Here is a 21,579-nt window from a genome sequence, read left to right as displayed (position 1 = left end):
TTAGCTTGTTTTTAAATTCTTTCTTTCCTTTAATTATTTTAATTTTAATATTAAGTAATTTGAAAGATGTTTTAAGATTATTTTGATGGATATGGAAATAACCTAAAATTTAATATACTTAACACTATACTTACCCTTAAAAATAAAACCCACTGAAAATCAGTGGGTTTTTCTTTGTTTTTGTGACCTCGGCAGGATTCAAACCTGCAACCTCTTGAGCCGTAATCAAGTGCACTATTCAGTTATGCTACGAGGCCTTTTTGCGGGTGCAAATATAAGAATGTTTTTTAAAATGTAAAGCAAAAAAATAATTTTTTTTTCAAGCTTTTTAAATTATTTGTCAGCTTCTATTTGATGCTTAAAATCGTCAATAATGCGTTGAGCTTTTTCAAGGTCTGATTCATAGATAAATACGTCAATAGAGTTACCTAAAGTTCCAAAACCAGCAACTCTTCCAGCTTCTTTATTATCTTTTACTAAATATGGAACTTCAATTTCATTAAGTAACTGACTTAGCCTGTTCACAAAGATTTGAGAACCTGAGAAAACTTTAATATGTTTGTTCATAATGGTAAATTTTAATCCAACGAATTTATTGTAACATAAGCACGCCATCCAATAATAGCCAATTGAAATTTTGATGCTTTCGATATATCCAATTCCTTTTTAGTAAAGGAAGGTAGTAGCGCCTTGTTTAGTTTGGCTAAAAACTTAAAATTTTTTTTTTTCATTAGTAGTTGATTCTACTATCAAAAATAACGAAAAATAATTTGTTATGATAAGAAAAACTAAACTTTACTTAGTTTAAAATGAAAAGTATAAGCTAAGGTTAGTCAATTTCTTAAAAGATAAATTCCAGTAATAAATAAGCAATTTTAATGGTTATTATAATTAGTTTTAAAGCAAGTATAATCATGTTAGGTTCATGTGTTTTTAGTTAGTAAATAATGATGAATTCCGGAATTGTTTTTTCAATATATGAGAAAGGAAATATTACAACCAAATTTTTGAATCTAATTTAATTGGATTGAGTTTGAATTTAAATCTATAAAAACACTATTAGTTTTAATTTATAACCTTATAATCTATGTTTAAATTATTAAATGAAACTTAAAAGTATCTTATTGGTCATATTTAATAAGGTTTTAAAGGGGCTTTTTTCACAGAGTTTGAAAAGTAAAGGAAAAAGAATCTTTAAAGTAAGTAGTTTTTAGGTGTTTCATTTCTTCAGAAAGAAAAAAATCAGTTTTTCGTAATAAATGTTTGCTACTATTTTGATAGGAGATATATTTGCAATTTAAAATAAATCTAAATAAATATAATGAAATTTTACATAGTAGCAGCAGCTTTATTTTTAACCTTCGGAGTATCAGCTCAGTCTAGTTTAAAAGGGAAAATAAAGGATGAACAAGGGCAACCAATTTATGGAGTTAATATTCATATTTCAGAGCTTCAAAAAGGTACTACCTCTGATGAAAATGGAGGCTTTATATTAAAAAATATAAAAGAAGGGTCTTTTATGGTAACTTTTAGTATGGTAGGTTTCAAAACAGAAATAAGGAAAATAGCATTTACCCAAAACAACACTGTGGAGATTTTACAAACATTAAAGGAAGATTCGGAGAGTTTAAGCGAAGTTGTTGTTTCTGCTAGTAGACGTTCAGAATATCTTTCAGAGATACCAGCATCAATAACTGTTGTCAACCAAAAACAATTAGTAGACTTATCAAATTCAACAACTAATATTAATGAAATTTTAGAATTTACTGTTCCAGGTTTAGCTGTGTCTACAGGAACCTTTTCTAACTGGGGGCAAACATTACGTGGTCGTTCTTTATTAGTTATGATTGATGGTGTTCCTCAATCTACTCCTTTACGTAACGGTCAATTAGGAATAAAATCTGTTAGTCCTAACGATATTAGTCGTGTAGAAGTAATAAAAGGGGCAACCTCTATTTTTGGAAATGGAGGAAATGGAGGTTTTATTAACTACATAACAAAAAAGCCAAATGCAAATGAAAAGATAGAAGGGACTACTAATATTTGGGGTACTTCTAACTTAACAAAGACGAAAGATGCTTTTGGATTCGGAGCTTATCAGTCGTTACGAGGAAAAATAGATAAGTTTAATTACTACGTAAGTGGTAGTTATGAGGAAACAGGAAATAAATACGATGCAGATGGTAAGGTTATACTTCCTACTTATGGATTAGATAATACAAGAATTTATACAGCTTTAGCTAAGTTAGAGTATGAAATATCTGATAGACAAAAAATAAGTATTGGAGGAAACCTGTATAATTCTTTACAAGACACACCATTTATACCTGTTCTTGGATCTTTTGAAGTGTATAATGAGAATGGAGACTACACCTTAACACCTGGTTATGGTATTGAAGGATCAGTCGAAGGGCAAGAACCTACCGGATCTAAACTCTACAATGGAAATTTGAAATATGATTTAAATTCTATTTTTGATGGTACAACAGATTTTACAGCTGATGTGTATTATCAAAAAACAAAAAACATATTCTTTTATTCAGATAAATTTGAAAACGGAGGTCAATCAGTAATTAATGCAGAAAAGTATGGTTTAAGGCCAAATTTTAACACTACACTTACTCCAAATGAATCAACAGAGATTTCATTAACCTATGGTTTAGATTTGTTAAAAGATAAAACCAATCAAGGATTGTTAGATGGTAGATTATGGGTGCCAAATATTGATATGTTTAGTTGGGCACAATACATACAATCTACAGTGAAATTTAATGATGAATGGGTTTTAAAAGCAGGATTAAGATATGATGATATGAATCTTACAATAGATGATTATAATACGTTACCATATTCACCTTTAGGAGATGGTAATTTTAATCCTTCAGTAGCAGTAGAAGGAGGTAAACTAGGATTTGATAATTTAGCGTTTAATGCAGGTGTAAGATATATTAAACACCAAGAGTTTATTCCTTATGTAAGTTACTCTCAAGGTTTTTCAATTGCTGATTTAGGTTCTGTTTTACGCTCAGCAAAAGCAGATAGTGTTGAGGATATTCAATTAGAACCGGCAGTAACCAAAAATTATGAGTTCGGATTTTTATCAAAGTTCAAAAATTTTAGGTTAGAAGCCGTAGGGTATTATAGTGTTTCTAATTTAGGTACAGGGGTTGCATTTGATGAAAATATAAATTCTTTTGTGCCATCTAAAAAGCCGCAAAATATTTATGGAGGAGAAATAGCAATAGATTATACTGCCTTTGATAGTAAATTACAAGTAGGAACTTCGTATTCTTATGTTGAAGGTTTAACTCATAATGTGGGAGATGAAAATAATTTAACTTATTTAGGGGGTGATGTAATTGCAGCTCCAAAATTAACAGCTTATGTAACCTGGGTTCCAACAAATAAAATAAGTACTTCTTTACGTATGACTAATTTAGGAGATAGAAATCGTTTTAATCCGTATTTAGATGCAAACGATAATTATACGTTTAGGCATACACAATTCCCTGTAGAAGGATACACTTTACTTAATTGGTCTATGAACTATAAATTGCAAGAAAATATATCAGTTTCATTAGCGGTAAATAACCTGTTAAACGAATATTATTTACCAGCAAGATCACAATGGGCAGCACCTTTAAGAACTTTTACAGGAACTGGAGAAGGGACAAATGCTAAATTAAGTGTGTTGTATAACCTCTAAAATAATAAACAACATCTTACATTTGCAAAATTAAGAACCCAGTGCCTATTAAATTATAGGTTCTGGGTTTTAAAAATAGGAGATACCAATTGCAGCATATACATAAAATAATTTGGAAAATACACCTATGGTTAGGTCTTAGCTGTGGGGTTATTGCTTCTTTTTCTGGTTTAACGGGAGCATTGTATGTTTGGCAACCAGAAATAACTTCAATGCTGAATTCGAAATTATTAAAGGTTGAAGATTTTTCTAAAATAAACGAAAAGACAATTTTAAGCTCTGCTTATTTTTTAGCTACACAGAACAAGGGAGAAGTAAATAAAGTTTTTTTGCCTTACAGAGAGCAGCAAACGATTTCAATAAATTATAAAAACGGTAAAACATTGTATTATCACCCGAAAACAAGAGTTTTGTTAGGTGAAAAATCGGTGTCAATACAGTTTTTTGAAACCCTCCTGAAGTTACACCGTACGTTAGGAATGCCTACAATTGGTAAGTATGTTATAGGTACTAGTGCTTTATTGTTCTGTTTCTTCTTGTTGACAACAGGGTTTTATATGTGGTGGAAAATATATAAAAACAACCTGTCAAAAGGATTTACGATGAAGTGGAAACCCAAAAAGAAACGATTTTACTTCAATCTACATAAAGTATTCGGAATTTATTTTTTGCTGCCTTTGCTAGTAATAGCCTTTACAGGGGGCTACTTCACTTATTATAAAACCTATAAATCTGCTTTATCTATATTCAATAGTTCAGATAAAACTGTATTGGATGAAGAAGCAAAGCAAGAAAAGATATTTTCATTAGAAGAAGCAGTTCTACAAACTGATGGGAAATATGCTTTAAGAGCTATTTATTACCCGAAAGATAGCTTAGGGGTATATAGACTTCGGTACATAAAAGATCGATTTATTAAAGCAGGGTTTAGAAAGACAAAAGAAATGGAGTTAAATCAGCAAGGTAAATTACGAACACTATCAAGTTTTGATTTCGATTCCAATAACAATCGAATAGCTGCACAATTTTATCCAATACATATAGGAGAAATAGTAGGAGTATTGGGTAGGTTTTTAGTATTTATTTCTGGTTTTATGCCTTTGGTGTTATTGATAACAGGCTTTAAAGTTTATAGTTCAAAACGTAAGAAGTTAAAGAGGTAACTTAATTAAGGTTTTATTGGTTCAGGAGCTTGAATTTGTTTTCATTTTTGCTTGGTAAAAACCTTATCTTCGCCAAAAAATATTTTATGAGCATTCTATATATTATTATTGGTTTAACATTGTTGGTTTTAGGAGGAAATTGGCTGTTAAAAGCAGCGGTAGGTTTGTCACTTAAACTACATATACCAAAAATAGTAATAGGTATGACAGTAGTGTCGTTTGCAACATCGGCACCAGAGTTAATTGTAAGTGTAAAATCTGCTTTAGACGGAGCTACAGGATTAGCAGTGGGAAATGTTATTGGGTCTAATATTGCAAACCTAGGTTTAGTATTAGGTATAACAGTGGTTCTATCCTCAATTGATGTGGAAAAAAGTTTTTATAAGACTGATTGGCCAGTAATGATGATTGCTTCAGTACTATTGTACTTTTTTATAGTAAATGATAAAACAATTCAGTTTTATGAAGGAGCTATCTTGTTTGGAATGTTAGTAGTGTTTTTAATCTATTTATTACGTTTTCAAAAGCAAGCTGTTGTTGATGAAATGCCTGAAGATGATGAAGAATTGCCCTTATACAAAATAGCATTGTTTTTAGCAGTAGGAGGAGTTGGTTTATGGGGAGGCTCAGAATTGTTAATTAATGGTTCGGTAACTTTAGCGAAGAACTTAGGTGTTAGTGATGCTATAATTGGAGTAACTGTAGTGTCAGTAGGAACAAGTGTTCCAGAATTGGCTGCATCAATTATTGCGGTGTTAAAGAAAGAAAAAGCCATCTCGTTAGGAAACCTTGTAGGGTCTAATGTGTTTAATATTTTAGCCGTTTTAGGTATTACAGCAATGATTACGCCTGTTCAGGTAAAACCAGACGCCTATAGTTTGATTAATAATGATATTTATTGGATGTTAGGAATTTCGTTTGCCATATTACCTTTAGTATTTATTCCAAAAGGATTACGTTTAGGTTGGAGAGATGGAATTATTTTGTTAGGAACGTATACAACTTTTATCTATTTAACAATTTCGTAAAAACGAATTAGTCATAAAATAAAAAAAGCCGCAATTTTACGGCTTTTTTAGTTGTGTTGTTGTGTTTGTTAATTATATGTTGGCACCTTTTACGGTTTCTATAATTCTTCCAGCTACTTTGTATGGATCAGCGTTTGAAGCAGGTCTTCTGTCTTCTAACCAACCTTTCCAGCCTTTTTCAACTGTGATAATTGGAATACGAATTGAAGCACCTCTGTCTGAAACTCCATAACTAAAGTCAGATACGTGAGCAGTTTCATGTAAACCAGTTAAACGCTCGTCATTATTAGCTCCATATACATCAATATGTTCTTCTGTAACAGGTCTAAAAGCTTCACAAATTTTTTCGTAAGTCTCTTGAGAACCACAAGTTCTTAATGTAGTGTTAGAGAAGTTTGCGTGCATACCAGAACCATTCCAATCTCCTTTTACTGGTTTTGGGTGATACTCAATATAGTACCCATATTTTTCAGTTAAACGATCTAGTAAATAACGAGCAACCCAAATTTCATCACCTGCTTTTTTAGCACCTTTAGCAAATAATTGGAACTCCCATTGTCCTGGAGCAACTTCTTGATTAATTCCTTCAAAGTTTAAACCAGCTTCAATACATAAGTCAGCATGCTCCTCAACAAAATCTCTTCCCCAAGTGTATCGTCCACCTACAGAACAGTAGTATTTTCCTTGAGGTCCAGGAAATCCACCACGTGGGAATCCTAAAGGTAAATCAGTTTTAGTATCCATTAAGAAATACTCTTGCTCAAAACCAAACCAAAAATCATTATCGTTATCGTCAATTTTAGCACGTGCATTAGAAGCATGTGGAGTACCATCAGCATTTAAAACTTCAGACATTACTAAGAATCCATTTTTTCTAGTAGGGTCAGGATAAATAGCAACAGGCTTAAGTAAACAGTCAGACGCACCTCCAGAAGCTTGTTCTGTAGAACTTCCATCAAAAGACCACATAGGACAGTCTTTTAATTCACCACTAAAATTTTCTTCAACTTTAGTTTTACTACGCATGTTTTGAGTTGGTTCATGACCATCTAACCAAATGTATTCTAATTTTGATTTACTCATGATTTTTGTTTTTGTGTTGTTATCGAGTTAATTACGAAGCAAAATTGAGTATTTTTTGTTAAAGGGCAAAATTTTTAAGGGTATTTTTATTTAAAATTAACTTTAAAATAATTTAACCCCTATTTTTTTAGGGGTATTTGATTTAAAAATGTATTTTTGAGTGTCTAATTTAATATTTTGTTATATGTCAACTTTAAGATTCAGTGCATTACAAGAGGTTTTACATAGAAAAACTGTTGTAGTAGAAGAAAAAGAACGTCGTTCAGAATTGTTTGGTAAAAATGTCTTTAACGAGCAAGCTATGCGTCAATATATGACCAAAGAAGCATACAAAAGTGTAATGGATGCTATTGAGTTTGGAACTAAGATTGATAGAAAAACTGCTGATCAGATTGCAGTGAGTATGAAAGATTGGGCATTATCTAAAGGAGCTACTCATTATACACACTGGTTTCAACCTTTAACGGGATCTACGGCAGAAAAACACGATGCCTTTTTTGAAACTGTTGATGGAGGAGCAATGGAAAAATTTGACGGAGGTCAACTAGTACAACAAGAGCCAGATGCTTCTAGTTTTCCGCATGGAGGGATTAGAAATACGTTTGAAGCACGCGGATATACCGCCTGGGATCCAACATCTCCAGCGTTTATTTATGGTACAACTTTATGTATCCCAACAGTTTTTGTAGCATATACAGGTGAAGCATTAGATAATAAAGCACCATTATTAAGGGCATTACAAGCAGTTGATACAGCGGCTACAGCAGTTTGTAAATATTTTGATAAGACTGTAAGTAAAGTAAATGCAACCTTAGGTTGGGAGCAAGAGTATTTTTTAATTGATACGGCTTTAGCAAATGCTCGCCCAGATATAATGATGACAGGAAGGGCATTGTTAGGGCATGCTCCAGCAAAAGGACAACAATTGGATGATCATTATTTTGGATCAATACCAACAAGAGTGTTAAATTTTATGCGCGATTTAGAACACGAATGTATGTTGTTAGGAGTGCCTGTTAAAACACGACATAACGAGGTAGCACCAAATCAGTTTGAGTTAGCGCCAATTTTTGAAGAAGCAAACTTAGCGGTAGATCATAATTCATTATTAATGGATGTGATGGAAAAAGTATCACAAAGACATAAATTCAAAGTATTATTTCATGAAAAACCATTTGCAGGAATCAATGGTTCGGGAAAGCATAATAATTGGAGTTTGTCTACTAATACGGGAGTTAATTTATTGAGTCCAGGCAAAACTCCGATGAAAAATTTACAATTCTTAACCTTTTTTGTGAATACTATCAAAGCAGTTCATGATTACGAAGAATTAATCAGAGCATCGATAGCAAGCGCTAGTAACGATCATCGTTTAGGGGCAAATGAAGCACCGCCAGCAATTATATCAGTTTTTATAGGTTCACAATTATCATCGGTATTAGATGAATTAGAAAATGTAACAAAAGGAAAATTATCACCAGAAGAAAAAACAGATTTAAAATTAAACATTGTTGGGAAGATTCCTGAAATTTTATTAGATAACACAGATAGAAATAGAACTTCACCTTTTGCTTTTACAGGAAATAAGTTTGAGTTACGTGCGGTAGGCTCATGGTCTAACTGTGCAGGACCTATGACCGTACTGAATACTATTATTGCCAAACAATTAAATGAGTTTAAAGGGGAAGTAGATAAGTTAATTGATACAAAAAAGCTTAAAAAAGACGAGGCTATTTTTAATGTATTGAGAGAATATATTAAAGCATCAAAGAATATCCGATTTGAAGGAGACGGATACGGAGAAGCTTGGGAAAAGGAGGCAAAGAAAAGAGGATTGTCTAATAACAAAACAACTCCAGAAGCTTTAAAAGTAAAAGTTTCTAAAAAGGCGATTTTACTTTTTGAAGAAATGGGAGTGATGAATAAAGTTGAGGTAGAGGCTCGTCATGAAATCGAGTTGGAAGAATACTCAAAGAAAATACAAATAGAAAGTAGAGTGCTAGGTGACATTGCAAGAAATCATGTGATACCGATAGCCATTCAATACCAAAATACGTTGATAGAAAATGTAAGAGGACTGAAAGAGATTTTTGGAAATAATTTTGAGAAATACGCTAACGAACAAATTGATTTAATCCAGAAAATATCCAATCATATTGCTGAAATCAATTCTAAAATAGAAGATATGATTGAAGAACGTAAAAAAGCCAATAAGCTAGAAGGGCAAAAAAATGCAGATGCGTATTGTAATAAGGTAAAACCTTATTTTGACGAAATTCGTTATCACTGCGATAAGTTAGAATTAATGGTTGATGATAATTTGTGGCCATTAACTAAGTACAGAGAGCTTTTATTTACAAGGTAAAACTAGATGTAAATTGATTCGTCATGATTCGAATTGAAAAAGCTACGAAAGAACATTGGAGTGAGATATCCGAAATCTACAGAGAAGGAATCCAGACCAAAAATGCTACTTTTAGAACAGAAACTCCCACATGGGAAGAATGGAATGCGTCACATCATCAACACTCTAGGTTTATTGCTGTGGAAGTAAATGAAGTAGTAGGTTGGTGTGCTATAGCTCCAGTATCAACAAGATTTGAATATAGAGGAGTGGCAGAAGTAAGTGTATATGTGAAACAAGGAGTGGTAGGGAAAGGAATAGGAAGTTTATTGATGGAGGCTGTTATAAAATCTTCAGAAGAAAATGGTATTTGGACTTTGTATTCAAGTTTATTTCCCGAAAACGAAGCAAGTGTTAAGTTACATCTTAAATACGGTTTTCGAAGGATAGGGTACCGAGAAAAAATAGCTCAGTTAGATGGGGTATGGAGAGATACCGTTTTGTATGAAAGACGAAGTAAAAAACAACAATTACTTTGATAGTTTACTGTTTTTAAAGTAATTTCGCGGCAACAACAACACAACACATGAGTAACGAAGTATCTAAACGCTACGCACAACGCGGAGTATCGGCATCTAAAGAAGATGTACACAACGCTATCAAGAATATTGATAAAGGATTATTTCCAAAGGCTTTCTGTAAAATAGTTCCAGATTACTTAACGAATGATGATGATTACTGTTTAATCATGCATGCTGATGGAGCAGGAACTAAAAGTTCTTTGGCTTACATGTATTGGAAAGAAACAGGAGATATTTCTGTATGGAAAGGTATTGCTCAAGATGCTTTAATCATGAATATTGATGATTTATTGTGTGTAGGGGCTACCGATAATATTATGTTGTCTTCTACTATTGGTCGTAACAAAAGCAATATTCCAGGAGAAGTTTTATCGGCAATTATTAATGGAACAGAAGAGTTGATTGCTGAATTAAAAGAGTTTGGAGTAACCATTCATTCAACTGGAGGAGAAACTGCCGATGTAGGTGATTTAGTACGTACCATTATTGTAGATTCTACGGTAACGGCTCGTATGAAAAGAGCAGATGTAATTGATAATGCAAACATCCAAGAAGGAGATGTTATTGTTGGTTTAGAATCTTTCGGACAAGCTACTTACGAGAAAGAATATAACGGAGGTATGGGAAGTAACGGATTAACTTCTGCACGTCACGATGTATTCCATAAATATTTAGCTGAAAAATATCCAGAAAGCTTTGATGCTTCTGTACCATCAGATTTAGTGTATTCAGGAAATACCAAATTAACAGATGAAGTAGCAGATTCACCAATTGACGCTGGTAAGTTAGTGTTGTCACCAACGAGAACCTATGCGCCAATTATCAAGGAGATTTTATCGAAATTCTCTTCGGAAGATGTACACGGAATGATTCACTGTTCAGGAGGTGCACAAACGAAAATTTTACATTTTGTAGATAATTTACACATTGTAAAAGATAATATGTTCCCGATTCCACCATTGTTTAAATTGATACAAGAACAATCGAAAACAGATTGGAAAGAAATGTATCAGGTATTTAACTGTGGACACAGAATGGAGTTATACGTGTCTCCTGAAGTAGCAGAAGAGATTATCGAAATTTCAAAATCGTTTAATGTAAATGCACAAGTAGTTGGTAGGGTTGAAGCTTCTGATAAAAAGAGATTAACTATCAAAAGTGAATACGGAACTTTTGAGTATTAAATTTTCTTAAAAAAGAAATAAAATAACAACTTTTTTATGTTGGTGAAAATGTAAAAGGCTAATTTTTAGTTTTTTACATTTTTTTTTGGTTGACTTTATGACTTTAATCATGTTTTAAGTTGTTTTTTTTGAGTTGTTTTATAAATGTCTTATTAATCGCTAAATTCTCAGTAAAACAATGAAATCAACAACACACAGCACACCTAAAAAAGTAGTCACACGAGACGAAGCATTACAAGCTTCACTTATTTATTTTAACAACGATGATTTGGCAGCAAGCGTTTGGTTAAATAAATATGCCTTAAAAGATTCTGAAGGAAATATTTATGAAAGTACACCAAACGACATGCATAAAAGGATTGCTAAAGAAATAGCAAGGATAGAACAAAAGTATGCCAATCCTCTAACAGAATCGGAAATATTTGAAGTGATAAAAAACTTTAAATATATAATACCACAAGGAAGTCCGATGGCAGGAATAGGGAATCCGTTTCAAATAGCATCACTTTCTAATTGTTTTGTAATAGGTAATGAAGGAGATTCAGATTCTTACGGAGGTATCATGAAAATAGATCAAGAGCAAGTACAGCTCATGAAAAGAAGAGGTGGTGTAGGTCATGATTTGTCGCATATTAGACCCAAAGGATCACCCGTGAAAAATTCAGCGTTAACATCTACAGGGATTGTCCCGTTTATGGAGCGGTATTCAAACTCAACACGAGAGGTTGCGCAAGATGGTCGTAGAGGAGCATTGATGTTGTCGGTGTCTATTAATCATCCAGACTCAGAAGATTTTATTGATGCTAAATTAGAACAAGGAAAAGTAACAGGTGCTAATGTTTCGGTGCGAATAGATGATGCTTTTATGCAAGCTGTAAAAAATGGAGAAGAGTACACGCAAAAGTATCCTGTCCTTAGTAAAAAGCCGAAATATTCAAAAACTATTGAAGCACAAAAATTATGGAAAAAGATTGTGCATAATGCGTGGAAATCTGCGGAACCTGGAATCTTGTTTTGGGATACTATAGTTAATGAGTCGGTACCTGACTGTTATGCTGACTTAGGTTATAAAACAGTATCGACTAATCCTTGTGGAGAAATCCCGTTATGTCCATATGATTCGTGCCGTTTATTGGCAATCAATCTATTTTCATATGTAGAAAATCCGTTTACCCAAAAGGCAACTTTCAATTTTAAACTGTTTGAAAAGCATATTGTCATCGCACAGCGAATGATGGATGATATTATCGATTTAGAGTTAGAAAAAATAGATAAAATACTAGAAAAAATAGATGCCGACCCAGAGTTAGATAAGGTAAAAGCAACTGAAAAAAATCTTTGGTTAAATATCCGACAAAAAGCCTACGAAGGAAGAAGAACAGGAATCGGAATTACGGCAGAAGGAGATATGTTGGCAGCATTAGGAATTCGATACGGGAGTGAGGAAGGAAACAAGTTTTCAGTAAAAGTTCATAAAACATTAGGGATAGAAACATATCGAGCATCAGTAAACTTAGCTAAAGAAAGAGGAGCATTTTCAATATTTGATGCGACAAGGGAAAAAAAGAATCCTTTTATTTTACGTTTAAAAGAAGCTGATAGCAAGTTGTATTATGAAATGTTAGAATACGGACGTAGAAATATAGCGCTACTTACCATAGCACCAACTGGTACAACGAGTTTAATGACACAAACCTCTTCGGGAATAGAGCCAGTATTTATGCCAGTATACAAGCGTAGAAAAAAAGTAAATCCGAACGATAAAGATGTTCGTGTAGATTTTGTAGATGAAGTAGGCGATTCTTGGGAAGAATATGTGGTGTTTCACCATAGATTTAAACAATGGATGGAAGTGAATGGAATTGATACTACTAAAAACTTTTCACAGCAAGAATTGGATGCTTTGGTAAAAAAATCACCTTATTATAAAGCGACCTCTAACGATGTAGATTGGTTAAGCAAAGTAACCATGCAGGGGGCGGTTCAAAAATGGGTAGACCATTCGATAAGTGTAACTATTAATTTGCCAAATGATGTTAGTGAAGATTTGGTAGGCGAATTGTACTTAAAAGCATGGGAGGTAGGTTGTAAAGGAGTTACCGTGTACAGAGATGGTTCGCGTTCTGGAGTGTTAATTTCAAATGATGAAAAGGAAGAAACAAATCAAAATAACATACTTACGTCATTTCCTATCAAGCGTCCGCAAATTTTAGAAGCCGATGTGGTTCGTTTTCAAAATAAAAAGGAAAAATGGATTGCTTTTATTGGTTTGGTTGATGATAAACCGTATGAGATTTTTACAGGATTAGCCGATGATGAAGACGGAATTTTAATTCAACGTTGGGTAGAAAAAGGATGGATTATTAAAAATAGAAATGAAGATGGAAGCTCACGTTACGACTTTCAATACAAAAACAAACGTGGGTATAAAACCACGATTGAAGGCTTGTCACATAAATTCAATCCAGAGTTTTGGAACTACGCGAAGCTATTTTCAAGTACATTACGCCACGGAATGCCAATTGATAAAATAGTAGATTTAATTCAGAGTTTACAATTAGATAGCGAATCTATTAACACATGGAAAAATGGAGTGGTTCGAGCGTTAAAGCGTTATGTAGAAGACGGTACAAAAGCTAAAGGGCAGACTTGCGAAAATTGCAAATCGGATAATTTAATTTATCAAGAAGGGTGTTTAACGTGTAATGATTGTGGTACTTCAAAATGTGGGTAGATAATGTGTAAAAAAAATCACGAGTTCAACTCGTGATTTTTTTATTCTATTTTATCAAACACAAAATCAATTGAAAATTCATCGTTAGCCACTTTAGCTTTTAATTGATTGTTTTCTTTCCAGTATTGTATCACTTTAGGAAACTCGTTTAGTTTGTTTTCTGCGGTAAAAGAAGTATCAGTTTGTTGTGTGAAAACAAATAATGTAGGAGCTTCATTCACTCCTGTAACTTGTAAAAACAAAGAATTATTCTTGGTAATAATATGTAATACTTCTTTAAATACAGTATCTTTTTCTTTTAAAGTGAAACCAATTCCAGAAAAATCATTACTCCAAAACTCATACGTAAGTTTATCAGGTTGATTGTTTGTACGTTTCCATTTTCCAATCAACCATGTAGGTTTTTTGATCTCTGCCGTATTTTGACAAGAAAAAAGTAAAAATCCGGTAATGAATAGTAGTAAAAAACGCATGATAAAACACTTAAAGGATTAAAGATAATGAATTAAATTCGATAAAAAATCGTAAATTCGCACCCCAAGAAAAGATACTATGCTAGATAAATTACAGATAGTTAAGCAACGTTATGATGAGGTATCAGATTTAATCATCCAACCAGATGTTATCTCTGATCAAAAACGTTATGTGCAATTAAATAAAGAATATAAAGATTTAGGAAAGGTTGTTAAAAAGGCAAACGAGTACGAAACTTTATTAAACAATATAGAAGAAGCTAAGGAAATTATTGCTGACGGATCGGATGCAGAAATGGTGGAAATGGCAAAAATGGAAATGGATGAAGCAAAAACTCGTATTCCAGAATTGGAAGAAGAGATTAAGTTTTTACTAATTCCTAAAGATCCAGAAGATGCTAAAAATGCCGTAGTTGAATTACGTGCAGGTACAGGTGGAGACGAAGCGAGTATTTTTGCAGGAGATTTATACCGTATGTACACTAAATATTGCGAAAGCAAAGGTTGGAAAGTATCTACAGTAGATTTTTCTGAAGGAACCAATGGTGGATTTAAAGAAATTCAGTTTGAAGTTACTGGAGAAGATGTATATGGAACCTTAAAGTTTGAAGCAGGGGTACACCGTGTACAACGTGTGCCACAAACAGAAACTCAAGGTCGTGTACATACGTCGGCAGCGACATGTATGGTGTTTCCAGAAGCAGAAGAGTTTGATGTAGAAATCAATCCAAAAGATGTACGTATTGATTATTTCTGTTCGTCAGGACCAGGAGGACAGTCGGTAAACACTACCTATTCAGCGGTGCGTTTAACGCATATCCCTACAGGATTAGTGGCGCAATGTCAAGATCAAAAATCACAGCATAAGAACAAAGAAAAAGCGTTTAAAGTATTACGTTCTCGTTTATACGATTTAGAATTGGCTAAAAAACAAGAAGAAGATGCTGCAAAACGTGGTTCGATGGTAACTTCAGGAGACCGTTCTGCAAAAATTAGAACGTATAACTATCCGCAAGGACGTGTAACAGATCACAGAATTGGATTAACCTTATACGATTTATCGAATATTGTAAATGGTGATATTCAAAAGATAATAGACGAGTTAATGCTCGCAGAAAATACTTCTAAGTTAAAAGAATTAGGAGAAACAATTTAATAAAAAGGCGTTACCAATTGGTAACGCCTTTTTATCCGAAAAGAATTACTATCCACAATCCTTGTAGAGCCGATAAATAAAACATACCTTTGCTGAGTATTAATGTTCTGTCCTTTTAGGAGAAAATCTACAAGTCTTTATACTATCTTCTGTTACCATCAGATTCCATAGTCTTCAGTTGCTTTACAAAGCGTTTTCAATAGAATTTTTAATCTAAAATAATTATCATGTAAATCATAGTTTGTGCTATGTGTAGTGTTGCGCTGTAATTTATATGACTTAAAGTATGTCTAATAATAAAACCTTATAGTATGTTAAGAATAGTTGTAAAAGAAGGTGAAAATATCGATAGAGCCTTAAAACGTTACAAGCGTAAGTTTAGAAATGTAAAAGTGTTACAAGAATTAAGAGAGCGTAAGCAATACACGAAGCCTTCTGTAACAAGAAGAGCACAAATTCAAAAAGCGGCTTATAAAGAGCAGTTATTTACAGAAGAATAGTGGTATAGCTATATAAAAATACAAAAGCGCAACCAATTTGGTTGCGCTTTTTGTTTTATAAAAGGTTAATGTAGATTGAAATGATTGAATTTATTTTCAATACTATTTATTAAGATTCATTAACATACTTATTTCTTTTACAAGGAAAGGAAATTTAATAAAACCATCTCTATCTATAAAGTGTTTTCCTTCTTCGAGAAGAGTAAACTTAGCCTCTAATTTTTCTGCCATTATTTTAGAATATTCAAAAGGAATAATGTCGTCGTCAATAGCAGATATAGCAATTCTAGTTTTGGCTATTTCTTTTAAGTGGTTGTAATTTAATTTTGGTTTTACAAATTCTATAAGTTCGGGTATTGGAGAAGATTCAATAAACCCTGAAATAAGAAACAATCCTTTAATTTTAGTTGCTTTAAATTGGTTTAAGAAGTTTAAAATGCTCACACATCCTAAGCTATGACCAATAAAAATAGTATGCTCGTCAATATCTTTTATATGATTTTCCATATAGGTAATCCAGTCGCTAAGCTTTGGATTTTGGGAATCAGGCATGTTTAAGATTGAAACGTTAATAAACTCATTTTCCAAATTGTTTTTGAAATCTTGGAACCAGTTAGAATCAGGAGAAGCCGTATATCCGTGAATTAAGTATATATTATGTTTTTTCATTTCTATTATTTATTTGTATTGTTAGCCTTAGCATAAAATAAAAAGCACAACCAATTTGGTTGTGTTTTTTGTTTTGCAAAAGTATTGCTAAAAGAGTTAATAGTTATCTCGTTTTCTTTTTAAAAAATTAGTTATGCTAATTGCAATAGCAAAAGCAGTTAATGTTATTATGATAGATTTTAATTCAACTATAGATATAGATGTGTTTTATGCATTAAAATTACTTTATGATAATTAAAAGTCTTAATTATTTATTTAAAATAAAGTGAGAACTTTAAAAACAGAGGTAAAATCCCTTGCCATTTAAGGTTTAAATAATTGTTAATACTATAAAATATTAGAGATGAACTCAATATATTATAATTGTTATCATAGGGTTTACATGCTTACCTTACTTATAAAAGAAAGAATAGCAATTTAATGAAATTTAATTTTTTGATGATCATAAAGTAATATAAAAGTAGAGGTAGAAGTAAATAAGGAAATCCGTAAGTTATAGTAAATAAAAATTTATATTTTTATTGATTAAGAAAATACTTTTGAATCTATTGTTATAAAGCAATGCTTCTCATTAAAGTGTAAATAGATAGTATAGTTATAAAAAAAATAACCAAATAATATACAGCTTAACAGAAGAAATCACAATCGAGGAGAAAAATTAATATCATTATGGAGGGTAAAGTAGAGTACTTTGTAATTAAATAAAGAAAAGGAAAAGTGAGTAAATTTTTATCAGGAAAAGAATTAGAAGACAAACTAACAGATATAATCTGGAACGCAAAAAAGTATATAATCATAGTATCGCCATTTATCAAATTAGATGATTATGTAAAAAATATACTAGAAAAAGTAAAAACGCATCACGATATAAAGTTTTACCTATTATTTGGTAAAAATGAGAATAGTCGTAATCGTAGTATAAGTAAAGAAGACTTTCAGTACTTTACTGAATTTAAAAATATAACTATTCTTTATAATAAAGACTTACACGCAAAACATTATTGCAATGAAAATGAGGGATTAATAACCTCTTTAAATTTATATGATTATTCTATGATAAACAACGTAGAATATGGAGTGCATTTTACAGATAGTCTTATAAGTACAGATAAACTTTTTCGAGAAACAGAAGCATTTACAGATGAATTGATGTATGCAAAGTCAGATGTTATTTATCTGAAAAAACCGCAATATTCTAAAGGGCTTTTAGGTTTAGGTAAAAAGTATCAAGATTCTAAAATTATATATGATATTTCAGAAGATTTCTTTGCAAACAACGAAAATTATGAAAAAAGAATTCTTGACAGTTTTGATTTAGAGGTTGAATCTGTTATAGAAAAGAAGTTTAACATTAAACCAACTAGAGAAGTTAAAAAAGAAAAGGTCTCAGAAGAAACTATAAATTCTAATGAGAGTTTAAAAGAAACAATTGAAGTTGATAAAGATTTACAATTTTCAAAAGCAACTAATGATTATGAAAGAGAAATGGGTTACTGTATAAGAACAGGTAGAGAAATACCTTTTAATCCAGATAAACCATTTTCTTTAAGTGCTTACCGTATGTGGGATGTTTATGGTAATTATGATTATCCAGAGAATTATTGTCATAAGACAGGGAAAGAATCGTATGGTAAAACTAGTATGGCAAGTCCAATATTAAAAGGGATTTATAAATAAAAAGAAATGCAAGAACTAAAAAATCGAATACCAGACTTTCAAACTATCATGTTACCAATGTTACAACTATTGTCAGATGGTAAATCAAAAACATTAAACGAGGTAATGCAAGCTTTAGCTCAACATTTTAAATTAACCTCAGAAGACCTAAAAATTAAAGTGCCAAGTGGACAAATGGGTTTGTTTAGAAACCGTGTAGGTTGGACGCGTAGTTATCTAAAAAAGGCAGGTCTTATTAAATATCCTGAGCGAGGTGTGTATCAAATAACAGAGGAAGGAAAAAAGTTTTTAGCAACCAATCCGTCTAAATTGCGTATGAAACAACTAGAGCAGTTTCCAAAGTATAAGGAGTGGCGAACTACATTTAACGGTACTAATACCAAACAAAAAGAAATCACTAACACTCAAGAACAAACTCCAGAAGAAGTCTTAGCAGCTACTGTAACCGAGTTAAAAAATGAGTTAGCAACAGAGTTGTTAGATAAGTTAAAAGAAAACTCTTTTCAGTACTTTGAAAATTTTGTAATCCAATTATTGCAAAAAATGGGGTACGGAGAGTTTAGAGAAGAAGCATCACAGCATACAGGAAAAACAGGTGATGATGGTATTGATGGCATTATATCACAAGACCGCTTAGGTTTAGAAAATGTGTACATACAAGCTAAACGTTTTACTAATAATTCGGTTGGTTCACCAGAAATAAGAAATTTTATAGGTTCTTTAGCTCTACAAGGTGTAAATAAAGGAGTATTTCTAACAACAAGTAGGTTTTCTTCAAGTGCTATACAAACAGCACAAGACAGTAAACAACAAAAAATAGTACTAATAGATGGTAAAGAGCTTACTGACTTAGCAATTGAATACAATTTAGGTGTACAAGTAGCTGACACTATTCAAATTAAAAAGATAGATTTAGATTATTTTGAGGAGTAATTAAGGTTGTAAAGTCAAATATTTTTTGACACCTAGAAACAAAAACCCTTATAAACATTGAGTTTATAAGGGTTTTTTGTGGAGACGCCGAATATACTTTAGCTTAATTTTTATTTGTCAGTAAATCTTTATATGTTGTTTAAATACAGGGGTTTGGCGGCTTTTTTTATGTCTTGTTAATAACTTTTATACTAATAAGATATAAGAAAATTATCAACTCAATTATCAACGCGTAAAAAATCAAATAAAATTATGAAACATACATTTTGTTTAAGAAAGCCAAAAGATGTAAAAGAAACATTAATTGTTTTTTCATGTTACTTTAAAAATGAGAAAAAGCAATTCAAATATTCAATTAGAAAATCGATACTTCCTGATCATTGGGATTTCGAAAATAAGAAACCAAAAAATAAAGGAAAAAATATATCTAAAGACCAAAAAGGAATAACAAAAAGAATAAATGAATATACAGATGCTTTTGAGGAAATGCATTCTCGTTGCGAAATGAGTAAAACAGAATTTACAAGTCAATTATTAAAAGAGCATCTAGATAAAACTTTTAATAATTTAACATTAAGTCAAACTTCGTTCTTTGAAGTTTATGACAAATTTACGGAGGAGAAAATTAAAAGAAAAGAATGGAAACATTCGACAATAAAGCGATATAAAAATATTAAGAACTTATTACAAGAATTTGAAAAAGTTAAGAAGTACAAACTAACATTTAGTAAAATAAATAATACCTTCTATACCGAGTTTATTGATTTTTGTTATGAGTATAAAGATCACTATACCAACACATTTAATAGAAACTTAGGGCTATTTAAAACATTTATGTTCTGGGCTTTGAAAAAAGAACATACCTACAATAATAAGTTTGTTGATTTTAAGAAACCTAAAAGAGTTTTAACTAGAGAAGAAGCTTTGTCTTTTGAGGATATTAAAGCACTCTATAATTTTACTTGTGAAGATGAAAGACTAAATAAAATTAAAGATGTTTTTATTTTTCAGTGTTTAACAGGAATGCGCTATGGGGAATTAAAAAGAGTAAATAAAAGAACAATTAATAATAATGGTTGTGTGATATTAAAGGAAGAGAAGGATAGCTCTAAACCGACTCGTGAAATTCCTTTAGTATCTATTTCACGATCAATATTAGAAAAGTATAATTATGAGTTGCCTTTAATATCTAATCAAAAACAGAATGATTATATCAAAGATATTTTAAAGGAAGCAGGATTTACTAATGAGGTTGAATATACAAGAACCAAAGGAGTAGAACAGAAAATCTTTATTAAACCATTCTATAAGCGTATTTCTACGCATACTGCTAGAAGAACTTTTATAACCATTATGCGAAATAAAGGTATTGCTGATAAAACGATTATGAGCATTAGTGGTCACAAAGATTTGAAGACTTTTAACATGTATCATCAAGTTGATAACAACGCTAAAATTGATGCTGTTAAATCTGTTTTTGAAAACTTTACAACTGATAATGTATAATAAAATATACATTATTAGTTGTGTTTGTATAATATATTATACGTTATGAAAAAATCATCTTTATTTACATAAATAGTAACTTCATTTTATGATAATTGATTACTTAGCTCTTTAAAAGAAAACTCTTTCATACCATCATTAATAATATTCTCTAATAATTTTTTGCCTTTTTGTATGGTTTCATTGTCTATATGATTACTTAATTTCTCATGAAATAGAATACGTAGAGTTTTATTAAATTTAAAGACTCTGTTTGTAATTAATAAGGTTTTTAAATAAGTAGATTCTGTTATTTCATCTTTAGGGAGTAATATTTGGTCTTTATAGTCTACATAGAAACCTTTGTTTTTTAAATTATTAAATAATTGAAGTTCTTGTATTCTGTCAGAAGATTTAATTAATGGTTCAGAAGCTTTTACAATATCTATAAAGCCATTAATAATGTTGTTAAGCCAGTTAATATTAGTTTTTAAAAAAGTTGAAGGCTTTTGATCATCATATTTTATCAATGATTCTGTGATACCAGTCCCTACCTCAATCAATTGTGCAATTTGATGTCTTATTTTATGATCAAAGAAAAACTTATGTGATTCATTAAGCTTATATATATTAAATTTTTCTGAATGTAGTTTGATTAACGAAGATTTGATAGATTCTTCAGAACTTAGTATTAGTAATGATGTTGCACTAGAAAATGATTTTCTACTTTTAGCAATTAGTTCAGCGTCTTTTTTTAACTGTAAAGCATTTTTATAGATTTCCCAATCTAAGCCTATACTTTCTTCAGGGGTTAAGTCTTTAAACTTTTTCATAGTTGTATTTTAAATTGTTCGTTTAAAAAA

18 protein-coding genes and 1 tRNA gene are annotated in these 21,579 nt (G+C 31.4%); 12 read left to right on the top strand and 7 right to left on the bottom strand.

What is annotated here, in order from left to right; translation table 11 throughout:
• Positions 1 to 183: 183 nt before the first annotated feature.
• From D6T69_RS14240 to D6T69_RS14230, 3 genes are all read right to left on the bottom strand, one after another.
• Positions 184 to 257 (bottom strand) — tRNA-Arg (locus D6T69_RS14240).
• A gap of 76 nt (positions 258 to 333) precedes the next feature.
• Positions 334 to 567, bottom strand: coding sequence for a putative signal transducing protein (locus D6T69_RS14235; RefSeq protein ID WP_125068560.1), 234 nt, complete (start codon positions 565 to 567; stop codon positions 334 to 336).
• Between the two features lie 11 nt (positions 568 to 578).
• On the bottom strand, positions 579 to 731 hold the full coding sequence (locus tag D6T69_RS14230; protein ID WP_125068558.1) for an SsrA-binding protein: 153 nt from the start codon (positions 729 to 731) through the stop codon (positions 579 to 581).
• Positions 732 to 1,321: 590 nt separating this feature from the next.
• Here D6T69_RS14230 and D6T69_RS14225 point away from each other — a divergent pair.
• The 3 genes from D6T69_RS14225 to D6T69_RS14215 all read left to right on the top strand — a co-directional run bounded on the left by D6T69_RS14225 (position 1,322) and on the right by D6T69_RS14215 (position 5,897).
• Positions 1,322 to 3,706, top strand: a complete 2,385-nt coding sequence (locus tag D6T69_RS14225; protein ID WP_125068557.1) for a TonB-dependent receptor — start codon at positions 1,322 to 1,324, stop codon at positions 3,704 to 3,706.
• Positions 3,707 to 3,795: 89 nt separating this feature from the next.
• Positions 3,796 to 4,869, top strand: coding sequence for a PepSY-associated TM helix domain-containing protein (locus D6T69_RS14220; RefSeq protein ID WP_125068554.1), 1,074 nt, complete (start codon positions 3,796 to 3,798; stop codon positions 4,867 to 4,869).
• Positions 4,870 to 4,955: 86 nt separating this feature from the next.
• Entirely contained in the window at positions 4,956 to 5,897 is a 942-nt protein-coding gene (locus tag D6T69_RS14215) for a calcium/sodium antiporter (protein ID WP_125068552.1), read from the top strand.
• A 72-nt stretch (positions 5,898 to 5,969) separates the two neighbouring features.
• Here D6T69_RS14215 and D6T69_RS14210 read toward each other — a convergent pair whose 3' ends face one another.
• The gene (locus D6T69_RS14210) at positions 5,970 to 6,980 is read right to left on the bottom strand and encodes a glutamine synthetase beta-grasp domain-containing protein (protein WP_125068549.1); all 1,011 of its coding nucleotides are present in this window, start codon (positions 6,978 to 6,980) and stop codon (positions 5,970 to 5,972) included.
• Between the two features lie 184 nt (positions 6,981 to 7,164).
• Between D6T69_RS14210 and D6T69_RS14205 the strand changes: the two genes are divergently transcribed.
• The 4 genes from D6T69_RS14205 to D6T69_RS14190 all read left to right on the top strand — a co-directional run bounded on the left by D6T69_RS14205 (position 7,165) and on the right by D6T69_RS14190 (position 13,823).
• On the top strand, positions 7,165 to 9,345 hold the full coding sequence (locus tag D6T69_RS14205) for a glutamine synthetase III family protein (RefSeq protein ID WP_125068547.1): 2,181 nt from the start codon (positions 7,165 to 7,167) through the stop codon (positions 9,343 to 9,345).
• Positions 9,346 to 9,368: 23 nt separating this feature from the next.
• Positions 9,369 to 9,863, top strand: coding sequence for a GNAT family N-acetyltransferase (locus tag D6T69_RS14200; RefSeq protein ID WP_125068545.1), 495 nt, complete (start codon positions 9,369 to 9,371; stop codon positions 9,861 to 9,863).
• 47 nt (positions 9,864 to 9,910) lie between these two features.
• The gene (locus D6T69_RS14195) at positions 9,911 to 11,089 is read left to right on the top strand and encodes an AIR synthase related protein (RefSeq protein WP_125068543.1); all 1,179 of its coding nucleotides are present in this window, start codon (positions 9,911 to 9,913) and stop codon (positions 11,087 to 11,089) included.
• Between the two features lie 178 nt (positions 11,090 to 11,267).
• Positions 11,268 to 13,823: an adenosylcobalamin-dependent ribonucleoside-diphosphate reductase gene (locus D6T69_RS14190; RefSeq protein WP_125068541.1), complete on the top strand. Its 2,556-nt coding sequence runs from the start codon at positions 11,268 to 11,270 to the stop codon at positions 13,821 to 13,823.
• A gap of 41 nt (positions 13,824 to 13,864) precedes the next feature.
• Here D6T69_RS14190 and D6T69_RS14185 read toward each other — a convergent pair whose 3' ends face one another.
• Positions 13,865 to 14,296, bottom strand: a complete 432-nt coding sequence (locus D6T69_RS14185; RefSeq protein ID WP_125068539.1) for a DUF6265 family protein — start codon at positions 14,294 to 14,296, stop codon at positions 13,865 to 13,867.
• Between the two features lie 79 nt (positions 14,297 to 14,375).
• Between D6T69_RS14185 and prfA the strand changes: the two genes are divergently transcribed.
• Together prfA and rpsU are read left to right on the top strand one after the other, a co-directional pair.
• Positions 14,376 to 15,452 (top strand): peptide chain release factor 1, encoded by a 1,077-nt coding sequence (prfA, locus tag D6T69_RS14180; protein WP_125068537.1) that lies wholly within the window; start codon positions 14,376 to 14,378, stop codon positions 15,450 to 15,452.
• Between the two features lie 311 nt (positions 15,453 to 15,763).
• On the top strand, positions 15,764 to 15,952 hold the full coding sequence (rpsU, locus tag D6T69_RS14175; protein ID WP_125068535.1) for a 30S ribosomal protein S21: 189 nt from the start codon (positions 15,764 to 15,766) through the stop codon (positions 15,950 to 15,952).
• A 102-nt stretch (positions 15,953 to 16,054) separates the two neighbouring features.
• Here rpsU and D6T69_RS14170 read toward each other — a convergent pair whose 3' ends face one another.
• Entirely contained in the window at positions 16,055 to 16,621 is a 567-nt protein-coding gene (locus D6T69_RS14170; RefSeq protein WP_125068533.1) for an RBBP9/YdeN family alpha/beta hydrolase, read from the bottom strand.
• Positions 16,622 to 17,338: 717 nt separating this feature from the next.
• On the opposite strand from D6T69_RS14170, the gene D6T69_RS14165 reads away from it, so the two are divergent.
• The 3 genes from D6T69_RS14165 to D6T69_RS14155 all read left to right on the top strand — a co-directional run bounded on the left by D6T69_RS14165 (position 17,339) and on the right by D6T69_RS14155 (position 20,737).
• The gene (locus tag D6T69_RS14165; RefSeq protein WP_125068531.1) at positions 17,339 to 18,298 is read left to right on the top strand and encodes a phospholipase D family protein; all 960 of its coding nucleotides are present in this window, start codon (positions 17,339 to 17,341) and stop codon (positions 18,296 to 18,298) included.
• A 6-nt stretch (positions 18,299 to 18,304) separates the two neighbouring features.
• Complete coding sequence (locus D6T69_RS14160; protein WP_125068529.1) at positions 18,305 to 19,231, top strand: restriction endonuclease; 927 nt, start codon at positions 18,305 to 18,307, stop codon at positions 19,229 to 19,231.
• A 252-nt stretch (positions 19,232 to 19,483) separates the two neighbouring features.
• Complete coding sequence (locus D6T69_RS14155) at positions 19,484 to 20,737, top strand: tyrosine-type recombinase/integrase (protein WP_125068527.1); 1,254 nt, start codon at positions 19,484 to 19,486, stop codon at positions 20,735 to 20,737.
• An 86-nt stretch (positions 20,738 to 20,823) separates the two neighbouring features.
• On the opposite strand, the gene D6T69_RS14150 is transcribed toward D6T69_RS14155, so the two are convergent.
• Positions 20,824 to 21,549 carry an AbiV family abortive infection protein gene (locus tag D6T69_RS14150; RefSeq protein ID WP_125068525.1) on the bottom strand — a complete coding sequence of 242 codons (726 nt, stop codon included), beginning with the start codon at positions 21,547 to 21,549 and terminating at the stop codon, positions 20,824 to 20,826.
• Positions 21,550 to 21,579: the final 30 nt, after the last annotated feature.

Origin of the sequence: Tenacibaculum singaporense, assembly GCF_003867015.1 — a bacterium.
GTDB classification, from domain to species: Bacteria; Bacteroidota; Bacteroidia; order Flavobacteriales; family Flavobacteriaceae; genus Polaribacter; species Polaribacter singaporensis.
Note: the sequence above shows the minus strand (reverse complement) of the source record. Positions and strands in the feature narration are given on the sequence as shown.